Source organism: Myxococcales bacterium (genome assembly GCA_023898405.1).
Taxonomy (GTDB): Bacteria; Myxococcota; UBA727; order UBA727; family JABDBI01.
Map to the genome: position 1 here is coordinate 1,161,549 of CP060221.1, position 11,842 is coordinate 1,173,390.

Genomic DNA, 11,842 nt, shown 5'->3' on the forward strand with positions numbered 1-11,842 from the left:
CTTATTCCTCAACTATACGGCCACGCCATTTTTTCCAAGCTAAGAGCAAATCTGCCCGTGCTACCTCTACGCTCAGATCGGTATTTTTAATATAAAAATCAAGATCTTCTTTGTGAGGTTCAACTCGAACAACTTTATCGAGGTAAATGTATTCATAAAATCGTGAAGAGCTTGTTTTATTACCTTTTCCTAAGGGGACACTGACTATACGTTTGTTTAATTGATGGTGCTCTATGATGCTCACACTCACATTTTGGGCGTGAGCTTTAATTAAAAAAGCTTCAATAGCTTCGCGCTTATACTCGTCACTCACACTAAAGCGCACAAGGTAAAAACAATTATTTCCCTCAGCATGTACCAAAGAATATGACAAGGATTGAGCTTTATGAAGCGACATCATCGATGCTAGTGATGAAATATCTTGAGTAGATGGAACTAAGCCCTCTATTTTATATCGCATGCTGACTCGAGCATAATTCGTGGGGCCAATTTCATTCATGCTTTGTGGGAGATTTGCTTCGCACCACAATGCTTCAACAAATTGAAATGAAATATGATCACTCTTTGGTGACAGACCTATTCCAAGCTGCAAAATTACTGACTCACCGCGAGGTCCAAAATGTCCTACCAAAGTTTTAACAAAAGAAAGGGCTAAAACATCTAAGTCAATTTTCTCGCTGCACTCAAAAGATGGCACCATGCGTAAAACTTGCTGAATCCAAACTGGGTGGGCAAGATGCAAGCCAGAAATTTTATCATCAATAAATTTTTCACAACCAAAATAAATTTTAGTTGCACTTATATATTTTGGATCAAGACTATTTATGGCAACCACGAGCGTGAACAGGTGACAAAAAGTCCATAGGGCTTCCATGCCCGATAGCTTCTGACTCACGAAATCATCACAATAAAGATTTTCTAAAATTTTTATCGCTAGCGCCGAAACTTCAGGCTTGAGCTTTGGATGATCAAATAATTGTTCAATTTCGCTCAAAGAAATTTTTTGCTGATTTAAACAAGCTTCGACGAATTGATGTCGAGAAAAAACTTGAGAAAAATTTTCTAAAGTTTTTTTATTATCACTCAAATTGCAAACTGTATTTTTTTGCACATGCCATCGCGGAAAATTTTTTTGCAAGTTGTCGCAATTTTTAGATGCCTCTCTCACGTCGCGCTTAATAAGTATGTCATCTACATAAAACTGAATAACCTGCCCTTTCAAACCATTGACAGCGTCCTTGATGGCAACCAGATTTATTTCGGACATCCCGATCTGCTTAAAAGCTGATTCAAAAATCTTATAGTCGCCAACTAACGCGATTAAAGACGACAACAACTTATCTGCACTGCAGCCACGACGCAAATCGAAATGTAGAAATCCGGGCAACATGAAACATTATTTCCGTTTTTTCAATAAATCTGCAAAAGTACCAAAACCGCCACTTTTTTCATTTTCTTTGGCTGAAAATTGTAGGTAGCTATCTCGCTCATCCATCTTTTGACGAGCAATCTGAGATACTCGAACTCGGTTTTGCTGATCAACATCGATAACAGCTACTTCAATTTTTTCACCAATACTAAATGACTTAGACAAATCTGCATTTTTAGGCAGCGCTGTCTCAGACTGTGGCAAAAGAGCGGTTGCTCCGTTATCAAGCTCAACAAAAATTCCATAGCGTTCAATGCGAGAAACAACGCCAGAAAATTTTTGACCACGCTCAACTTTAACCTCTACTGACTCTCCTGGCTTTTTACGGCTCACCGCTTCGCGTAAAGAAAGACCTATGCGCTTTTCTTCATCATTGACGCTGATCACGTGCACAGTTACGGGGTCTCCAATGGAAAGGACTTCCTTAGGATGCGCCACACGATTTTGCGAAAGCTCAGAGATATGGATCAGGCCATCTATTCCTGGAAACAATTCCACAAAGGCACCAAAAGCTTCTAAACGCACTACACGCCCTTCCAACGTTGCGCCTTCCTTAATTTGATCCCAATAAAGCGTATAAGGATCTTCTTTGGTTTTTTTGAGGGAAAAACTTAAACGCGAATTTTTAGGGTTATCTTTATTTAATTCAAAACTCAAAACTACAACTTGAACAGGGTCATTAGAAGAAAGTACATCTGAAACACGATCGATTCGGCCATGAGAAATTTCAGATCGCGGTATCAATCCTTCGAGCCCACCTATATCAGCAAAAGCGCCAAAATCTGCAACGCGAGTAATTACCGCATCATATTTCTTGCCAACCTCTAAGTCTTTGATCACATTCAAGGCTTGCTCTGCTCGTTGTCTTTCTAAAAGAGCTCTTCTTGAAACAACTATGTTACGACCATTTTCTTCAATGCGTTCGATTAAAAAAGGCAAAGTTCTACCGACAAAGCTAGCCGTATTTTCTACAAACTTATTGTCGATCTGGCCGACTGGACAAAAAGCGCGTTTCCCGGAGATTTGAATATCAAATCCACCTTTATTAACGCTAATGACTTTTCCTTCCACAGCTACACCTTTGGCATGAGCTTCTTGCAACATCGCTTCATCCAAACCAGATTGAGCAATATTGTTAGAAATAGTGACGCCGCCTGTCACAGAACTTACATAGCCAGAAATTTTATCACCTAGGTGATAAACGAGATGACCATTTTTATCGCGTAATTCTGAAGTTGATATGGCTGCTTCTAACTTAGCATCCAAAGAAACAAACGAGTTTTCTTCGCCAATATGAACAATAACGCCCGCTACTTTATCACCAAGCCTCACCTGAAGTTGGTTGGCTTGCAAATCACTTTGCGCAAGAAGCTCAGCAAAATCTCCGCTTTCATCAAACTCTACAGGCTCAACATATAGAGGTGTAACGAGCTCTTCTTTTTTAGGCTCGAAGATTTTTTCTTGAGGTGCTGCTAATTTTTCTTGAGTCTCTTCTTTTACAAGCTCTTGTTCATGCGCACTATTTTTTTCTTCATTGACATTACGACGCTTATGAGAGGATCTCGTATTTCTCTCTTCAGGCGAGCGCCTTACAACCCGAGGACGAGTTTGAGCACCACTTACATCTATACGACGACCGGTATCAACGGCAGTTGCTTTAATGGTAGTAGAAGGAGCATCGTTATCGCTTATTTTTTTTTCATTCATTTTATTGCCTATTATCCAAAAAGTTCGCGCACTTTTTCAAAAAACCCTTTGTGTTCTGGGTGTGTTTCTTCCTCTGAAATATCAGCAAATTCTTTTAAAAGTTCTTTTTGTTTATTAGTTAATTTTTTAGGAACCTCTACCTTCACTGTCACCAACTGATCACCGCGCTTGTTATTATGAGATGCTCTCATTCGCACAATGCCCTTTTCCTTCAATCTAAAAACCGAACCTGATTGAGTGCCTGCAGGAATATTCATTGAAACTTTTCCATCAAGGGTTGGCACGTCGATCTTTGCCCCTAGCGCTGCCTGTACAAATGAAATCGGCACCTGGCACAACACATTATTGCCTTCGCGCTCAAAAATAGGATGCGGATCGATCACAACAGCAACATAAAGATCTCCTCGCCCTCCACCTTGGATACCACCTTCTCCCTCGCCGGTGTAGCGCAGCTGGACACCTTCCTCGATACCTGCAGGAATTTTAACCTTTATTTTTCGCACTACGGACTGGCGTCCAGAGCCTTTACAAGCATCGCACGGATCGGTTATGCGAGAACCTTGGCCATTGCAGGTAGGACATGATTGCGAAATTGCAAAAAATCCCTTCTGCATGCGAATCTCTCCAGCACCATTGCAGGAGTGACAGGTTTCACGTTTGCTTCCCGACTTTGCTCCACTTCCTTGACAACTAGAACATGCCTCTTTGCGTTTGATGCTAATTTCTTTTTCAACTCCAAAAGCAGCTTCTTCAAACTTAATATTAAGATGGTAACGTAAATCTGCCCCGCGCTCGGCACGACTGCGCTTACGCCCTCCGCCTTGGCCACTAAAGAAATCTCCAAAAATATCTCCAAAAATATCTTGAATATTTATACCACTGGCAAAATCTTCAGGCCCAGCACCTCCGCCCATACCAGCATGACCAAAACGATCATATTGAGCTCGTTTTTGAGCGTCACTGAGCACTCCATAAGCGACTGATGCTTTTTTAAATTTTTCCTCGGCACTCTTATCGCCTGGATTCTTATCTGGATGGTATTTATGCGCAAGCTTTCGATATGCGGTTTTTAATTCACTCTCCGTCGCATCACGCGAAACGCCTAATATTTCGTAATAATCCTCTTGTGCCATAAACTCGCCTATTAAGTAAAAAGAGATTCTAACCTGGCTAGCTTAGGCACTTTATGAAGCTTGGACAAGGGCCCGATAAAAGACTTCGAACACAAGGTATAATGTCACATAAATTCAGTGAATTACTAAAACCTCAGCACAAGGCCAACATGCAGTAGCTCTAAAAAAACAATAAACTGGGCTCCGCCTAAGAGTTGAACATTTTTGCAACACATGCGACTAGTAAATCGTTTTTTAGGCGAAGCCCACATCTTTTTGCTATCTGATATGCCCTAAAGTCGCGAGCAGTAATAAAGCAACAATATTGGCAATTTTTATCATGGGGTTAATAGCAGGACCTGCAGTATCTTTGTAAGGATCTCCTACTGTATCTCCAGTGATAGCTGCTTTGTGAGCTTCCGATCCCTTGCCGCCAAAAAAGCCGTCCTCAATGTGTTTTTTGGCATTGTCCCAAGCGCCACCTCCGGAGGTCATGGACAAGCCTACGAACAAGCCCGTGATGACAAGCCCTAATAACATTGATCCCAATACCACAAAAGCTTGAGTTTGGCCCACAAGAAAATAAATGATTCCGTAGGCTAAAATTGGGGCCAAAACTGGCAACAAGGAAGGCAACACCATTTCGCGGATGGCATTTTTAGTTAAAATATCAACTGCTCTCGTGTGATCAGCCTTGCCGATGCCGCGCTTTAAATCAGGGTTATCAGCAAATTGCCTGCGTACTTCAAACACAACCGATTGTGCAGCTCGTCCAACCGCCATCATACTCATAGCTCCGAATAAATACGGCAGAAGCCCACCGACAAAAAGTCCTGTCATTACGTAAGGATCCGACAAAGAAAAAGATATTTGTATGTTGGGAAAATAATAGGTGAGATCGGCTAAAAAGGCTGAAAAAAGAACCAAAGCAGCAAATCCGGCTGAACCGATAGCATATCCCTTGGTAACAGCTTTAGTGGTATTGCCTACAGCATCGAGCGTATCAGTGATCTTTCTGACCTGGCTATCCAGTCCTGCCATTTGAGCAATCCCACCTGCATTATCAGTCACTGGTCCAAAAGCATCGAGAGCTACCACCATTCCTGCTACGGCGAGCATTGTGGTTGCCGCAATGGCTATTCCAAAAAGACCCGCTGATTGAAATGCTATCAGTATGCCTGCACTGATAATGATAACCGGCAAAGCCGTTGCTTCCATGGAAATTGCTATACCTTGAATGATATTTGTTCCATGCCCAGAGGCTGATGAAAGTGCAATGCTTTTTACAGGACGGTAATGTGTCATTGTATAATATTCAGTTGTCTTCATTAATAAACCGGTTACAGCCAAGCCTATCAGAGTACACACAAATAAATTTTGTCCAGAAAAGGTGGCCTGAGCATTGTAAAAAACTTGATCGAAACCAATCCAGGAATAGCAAAGATAAAAGAGCGCTGCTGCAGAAAATACAAGTGTTGCAATAAAACCTTTGTATAAAGCTCCCATAACGTTCTCGCTCGGGCCAAGTTTTACAAAAAAAGATCCTACAACCGAAGCAGCTATACATACTCCAGCAATCAACATGGGAAAAAGCAACATTTTTTCTAAGCTCGGTCCCTTGAAATAAATCCCGGCAAGAAGCATTGTACCTACTAGAGTAACAACGTAAGTTTCAAATAAATCTGCAGCCATTCCAGCACAATCGCCAACGTTATCTCCAACATTGTCAGCAATTACCGCGGGGTTGCTTGGATCATCTTCGGGAATTCCAGCTTCAATTTTTCCTACCATGTCAGCACCGACATCAGCTCCCTTGGTAAAAATTCCTCCCCCAAGACGAGCAAATATTGAAATAAGCGATGCGCCAAATGAAAGAGAAACGAGCGCCTCGAGCTGAGTTCTGGTATCAAGACTAAGGCCTTTCAAGTAAAAGTAGTATCCTGCCACGCTTAAAAGCCCTAGCGCAACCACCAAAAGTCCTGTGATTGCTCCTGAATCGAAGGAAAGTTTAAGTGCTTTTTTAAGACTCACCCGCGCAGCCTGTGCTGTCCGAACATTCGCGCGAACCGATACATGCATGCCGATGTAGCCTGCAAGTCCTGATAAAATGGCTCCTACGGCAAATCCAAGGCCAACATAAACCCCAAGAAGAGCTGTCAAAGAAAAAGCGATTAAAACTCCAATAAAAAAAATCACCTTGTATTGGCGATTGAGATAAGCACAGGCTCCTTCATGAATAGCCCCTGCAATCGCCTTCATGGCTTCATTACCAGCGCTTTCAGTCATTAGACTACGAACCATATAAAGAGCGTAAATAACTGCTCCAAGCACGCAAAGAAACACTACGCTCATGGGAGAAATATCCATGCCTTAACCCTCACTAAGATTCAAACTGTTCTTTCAGTGTCAAAAGTACAGCAATTTGTGAGAAATATTGTGGATATAATGTAAACCCAAAGTTCTCTCTCAAAAAACCAAGGACTGCTTGATTAGGAAACTATTTTCGAGTTAATTTCATTATCTACGATCTTAGCTACGCTCACATCAGACCAGACATTGAGCGAAGTTTCAATCATATCGACAAAAGTATAAAGCGGCAAAATACTTCCCATCAGATGCAGGGGAATATTTTTAGAAGCTAAAATTGAACTCGCAAGAAAAAAGCAACCCATAGGTACACCAGCATTACCAACCGCAGCAACAACGCTAACGATGATCATGCCTACGTGTTCCCACCATGCCAAAGGATTTCCTGTGAAAGCAGAAACGAAATAAACGCTTAAAAGAATAAACTGAGCACACCCATTCATGTTTATTGTCGAGCATAATGGGAGGCTTAATCTCGCAACATCCTCGCTTATTTTTGCATCACGAATAGAATGCTCGAGCGTCACAGGCAAGGTTGCAGTAGAAGAGCGAGTAAAAAAGGCTAAAAACAGCGCTTCCTTCACACTAGATGCAAGCTTTAACGGAGCAATACCCTTTGCTTTTAAAAGCATCGGAATAACGACAACCCCTTGTAAAATATTTGCAGCAATGACGGTTATAATAAGTCCACCAACAATACTGATAGAGCTTGTATCTTCGTTAATTATTTGTTGCACTAATAAGGTGACAAAAGCCCAAACTGAAAAAGGTAGAAATTTCAAAGCGAAGTGAACAATTTTCATTAATGCATTTAAGAGACCACCAAAAAAAGCAAAAACGATTTCTTTTTCGCGAGGCTTAATTGTAAGCAACGCCAGCGCCAAACAAATTGCAATAATAACCAGGCCTAAAACGTTGTTATCAAGAAAAGCCTTAGCTAAATTATCAGGCAGCATGTTGAGCAATGCATTGAGCAAACTTGGCTTACTCGTACCTGATTCAGCATTAAGATGCCCGGTAGTAAAGATGTAAGAGCCCAACAGCCAATACAAGCATTCCGCCGTAAGTGCAGCAAGCAGGGTGGTGAGCATGGTGTATTTAACAAGTTTTTTGCCCAAATTTTTTATTTCATTGAAGTTATCAAAGTGAGAAGCAGACGATACAACAGACAAAAATAATAAAGGCACTGCTACCAATTTCATGACACGAAGGGATATATCGGCCACAACTTCGGCCACATCAAACAACCAAGAATTATTCAAAAATGCGCTAAAAATCCCTACCACTAAAGCTATGATAGTAAGAATATTATGAGAGGGTAACCATTTTTTCTGCATAAGCTTTCCGGAAATATTAAGCGCGAAAAATAAAACTCTACCAGAGATAGCCGAAATGATAATCCTGCAAAAACATATGTCAATACATTATTGCTTTTCAAGTAAATAATAAAACATTAAAAACATAAAAAAACCGGCTAAAAACCGGTTTTCCATATAAAACACAAAACAAAAATTATTTTGTATTATTTTTGAAAGAGTAATTGGCAGCATTGCCATCAATTTTTCTTACATGAACTACGATTTCTTCTTTATCTTTTGCAGGCAATTCAAAATCATAGGTAAAAGGCATAATCATACGATCACATACGGGAGCAACCTGCTTTACGATTGGCAAAACAGAAAATGTATCATCGCTTTGATTACTGATAACTTCTACACGCTCAATACTCATACAGCTGCTTGGATGAACACCCTCCAATGTAAACTTGTCGCTATGCCCTTTTCTCTTCAAGTTTGTGACATTGGCATAGCTATAGTTATCGATACTATTCGAGCTTGGTGTATCTATAGACAAAGAAGAAATCTTTTTATTACTGCTATGTGGATTTATTTCTACTTCATAGCTGCCTTCATTAAGTTGCCCTAACTCAACAGAAACCATATATGGAACTACCGCCATAATACAAACCGTATCTTTTTTATCCACTTTAGTAGCTTTCATGTCTATCACTACTTGGTTATCTACAACCTTAGCTTCGCCATAAGGGCGCCGATAACAAGTGTTTGGTAACTCACCGGTAACAATAACCTGGACGTCTTTATCGTTTGAGTCCCAACCTTTAGGTACGTGAATATTTTTAACATCCAGCTGTACTTCTTCATCGCTGTAAGCAGACAAGCCACATGTAACCAAAGAAAACAAGGTTATGCTTAGTAAGTTTTTAGTAGCTAACATTCCCCCCCCCGAGAAACTATTGTTTTTCTACCCTCAATTGTATAATCAACGTTCGATAATATTCAACAATAATTCATTTAAATGATGAATTATTTACAGTGATTGACAGGCGATCAAAAAAACAAATAAAAAAAGACTATTAAACTGAATTTCATTTTACATGAGCGTAAAATTTTACCCCCTTTGTAATTGCGGTTAGCGAAAGGCGTACTAAAAAAAATCCATACAGATCGAGGTGATGTATGGCTGAAAGAATTGTTATCCTAGGAAATGGGGCTCGTGAGCATGCGCTGGCATATAGACTTGAACGTAATGATGAAGGAGTAAAAGATCGTAATCGTCACATCGTTCTTCTGGGTGGAAATGCTGGGATAGCCAGAGAATTTGAATGCATAAACCTAAAATCAAATAAAATTGTAGATTGTGTTCAAACAATAAAGCGGCTTCAACCAAAGCTCGTGGTAGTCGGTCCAGAATGGTGGCTTGAGCAGGGAATTAAAAATGCTCTAAGCTCGGAAAATATTGCCGCTTTTGGTCCAACAAAAAATGCTGCTTTGCTTGAATCAAGTAAAAATTTCATGAAGCAACAATGCGCCATAGCCGGTGTAAAAACAGCTCAGTACAAATTATTTGATGATCCTCAAAAAGCTACAGGGTGGATTCATTCACTTGAAGAATCACCCTTAGTTATCAAATTGGATGGGCTCTGCAGTGGAAAGGGAGTATACGTAGCCCCATCTAAATCTCACGCATTAGAACATATTGACTATCTTTTTAATGAAGATGGCTTGAAAAATTTAGGTGTCACTAGACCTACCTTTATTGTTGAAAAGTTTATTAAAGGGCACGAAGTTTCTGTTTTTGGCCTTTGTGATGGAAACAACGCTGTGCTGTTTAGCCCCCTACAGGACTACAAGCGACTTCTCGACAATGATAAAGGTCCAAATACCGGTGGTATGGGAGCCATAGCATTTTTGGGTGAAAACCAGCCAGAGCGTGTACAGTTTTTAGAGAGAGTAAAAAATGAAATATTTCTTCCAATACTGAGGCTTATGGCATCACAGGGAACACCTTTTCAAGGACTCCTTTATGCTGGTCTCATGTTGGAAAAAGACGACATTAATCTTTTAGAATTTAACGTTCGCTTCGGTGATCCGGAAACTCAAGCGCTCATGTTTGCACTTAAACACGATATTTACCCACTGCTTCACCAAATAGCCCACAACGAAGCCATAGATCATAAAACGTGGCAAAATAAATTAATAGACTGCGAGCAAGCGGTATGTGTTGTACTAGCCAGCGAATCCTATCCAGCAAAGACTCAAGAGCACTGCCTTCTTTCGTTACCTCAGAATCTCCCCGATGACACTCACATATTTTTTGCCAGCACATCTTTCAATCAAGAGGGCTGTTTGCAAGCACAGAATGGTCGAGTAATGTCAGTTACGAGTAAGGCACACAGCATTGAAGAGGCTCGCGCAAAAGCGTATCAGGCAATAAGTAAAATCCAATTTATGGGTATGCAATATCGAACTGATATCGGTACAAATATGAGTCAATTATTTTAGTGCAAGGAGCAAATATGCCGTCATTTGATATTTTATCTGAGATTGATAGCCATGAAGTGCAAAACGCATTCGATCAAACTGAAAGAGAAATCAATCAACGTTTTGATTTCCGAGGCACACAAAGCTTTATCAAAAAAACCAATGATGGTTTTGAGCTAAGTGCAAATAGCGATGATAAAGTAAAAGCAATATGGGAAGTTTTACGAGATAAATTTGTCAAAAGAAAATTATCTTTAAAATTTCTCGAGCATAAAGATCCTGTTCCTGCAGCAGGATCCACCTATAAAATCAACGTAGTTCTCAAAAAAGGTATAGATAAAGAAAATGCCAAAAAGTTAGTACAACTTATAAAAAATCAGAAAAACTTAAAAGTTACTCCTTCGATTCAAGGTGAAGCAGTGAGAGTCACCGGCAAGAAAAAGGATGATCTGCAAGAAGCTATGGCAGTAATTCGACAAAATGAATTTCCTCTTGAATTAAGTTTTGCCAATTTTCGAGAGTAAAGTTTAATGAAAATTGCCTTAATAACTGGTTCTGCCATACGTATAGGCAGAGGAATTGCCGAAACAATGCTTGAAGCAAACTATCGGCTTATTCTCCACGCCCACACTTCTATAGAAACTCTAAACGAGTGGGTAAAAAAAAATACACGAAAGGATCAAGTCATTGCAACTATTTGTGCTGACTTATCCAGCGAGAAAGGCCAAATAGAATTTTGCCAAAAAGTACAAGAATGCACCGACAGACTGCATACGATTGTGCACAACGCATCGGTATTTAAACCAGAAGTTTTTGAATCCATAAGTCGTGAATCTTATCGTTTAAACCAGGGGATCAACTTAGACGCCCCTTTTTTTATCACACAATCTCTACTTCCTCTTTTGAGGAAATCGGAAAACCCATCGGTAATAAATATCATCGATGCCTTATGGAGTCGCCCTCGTCCTCTCTTTTCTCACTATTCTGTTGGCAAAGCGGGGCTCGCTATCCTAACAAAAGTTTTGGCTCAAGAATTAGCCCCTAAAATTCGAGTCAACGCCATTGCACCAGGAACATTCTTATTTCAACCTTTTCACAGTCAACAAACAAGAGCTCAGGTCATCAACAAAATCCCTCTTGGAAAAATCGGCACCGTCAATGAAATCGGAAAAACTGTTCTATTTATTTCTGAATCTCTTTATATGACGGGAGAAATTATCAGCATTGATGGTGGCAGAAGTTTAGTTTAGAGACAAAAAACATCCTCGCTCATTTATTGAAACATTTTTTTGTTATCAACCAACTACTTATTGTCATCAATCAATATTTTTGTGCACAAGCAATCGGAAACCAATCGGAATAAAATATTTTTTAAAAAAAATTTTAAATTTTGTTGTTGCTTAGCGCACGAGAATTAAATTACAATTTATTGGAAAACCTTTATT

The 11,842-nt window shown here is 40.0% G+C and carries 9 protein-coding genes; 3 read left to right on the forward strand and 6 right to left on the reverse strand.

Going from position 1 to position 11,842, the window contains the following annotated elements; genetic code table 11:
• Position 1 precedes the first annotated feature (1 nt).
• The 6 genes from H6731_05235 to H6731_05260 all read right to left on the reverse strand — a co-directional run bounded on the left by H6731_05235 (position 2) and on the right by H6731_05260 (position 8,850).
• Positions 2-1,390 (reverse strand): DUF111 family protein, encoded by a 1,389-nt coding sequence (locus tag H6731_05235; GenBank protein ID USN51811.1) that lies wholly within the window; start codon positions 1,388-1,390, stop codon positions 2-4.
• Between the two features lie 6 nt (positions 1,391-1,396).
• Complete coding sequence (locus tag H6731_05240) at positions 1,397-3,136, reverse strand: S1 RNA-binding domain-containing protein (GenBank protein USN51812.1); 1,740 nt, start codon at positions 3,134-3,136, stop codon at positions 1,397-1,399.
• Between the two features lie 11 nt (positions 3,137-3,147).
• Positions 3,148-4,269 carry a molecular chaperone DnaJ gene (dnaJ, locus tag H6731_05245; protein USN51813.1) on the reverse strand — a complete coding sequence of 374 codons (1,122 nt, stop codon included), beginning with the start codon at positions 4,267-4,269 and terminating at the stop codon, positions 3,148-3,150.
• Between the two features lie 258 nt (positions 4,270-4,527).
• Positions 4,528-6,600 carry a sodium-translocating pyrophosphatase gene (locus H6731_05250; protein USN51946.1) on the reverse strand — a complete coding sequence of 691 codons (2,073 nt, stop codon included), beginning with the start codon at positions 6,598-6,600 and terminating at the stop codon, positions 4,528-4,530.
• A 137-nt stretch (positions 6,601-6,737) separates the two neighbouring features.
• On the reverse strand, positions 6,738-7,952 hold the full coding sequence (locus tag H6731_05255) for a dicarboxylate/amino acid:cation symporter (GenBank protein ID USN51814.1): 1,215 nt from the start codon (positions 7,950-7,952) through the stop codon (positions 6,738-6,740).
• Between the two features lie 175 nt (positions 7,953-8,127).
• A complete protein-coding gene (locus tag H6731_05260; protein ID USN51815.1) occupies positions 8,128-8,850 on the reverse strand; it encodes a hypothetical protein in 723 nt (240 codons plus the stop codon).
• A 242-nt stretch (positions 8,851-9,092) separates the two neighbouring features.
• Here H6731_05260 and purD point away from each other — a divergent pair, with 242 nt between their 5' ends.
• The 3 genes from purD to H6731_05275 are packed head-to-tail and all read left to right on the forward strand — an operon-like array spanning position 9,093 to position 11,647.
• Positions 9,093-10,418 (forward strand): phosphoribosylamine--glycine ligase, encoded by a 1,326-nt coding sequence (gene purD, locus H6731_05265; protein ID USN51816.1) that lies wholly within the window; start codon positions 9,093-9,095, stop codon positions 10,416-10,418.
• A gap of 14 nt (positions 10,419-10,432) precedes the next feature.
• Positions 10,433-10,921 (forward strand): YajQ family cyclic di-GMP-binding protein, encoded by a 489-nt coding sequence (locus H6731_05270; protein USN51817.1) that lies wholly within the window; start codon positions 10,433-10,435, stop codon positions 10,919-10,921.
• 6 nt (positions 10,922-10,927) lie between these two features.
• Positions 10,928-11,647 (forward strand): SDR family oxidoreductase, encoded by a 720-nt coding sequence (locus tag H6731_05275; protein USN51818.1) that lies wholly within the window; start codon positions 10,928-10,930, stop codon positions 11,645-11,647.
• Positions 11,648-11,842: the final 195 nt, after the last annotated feature.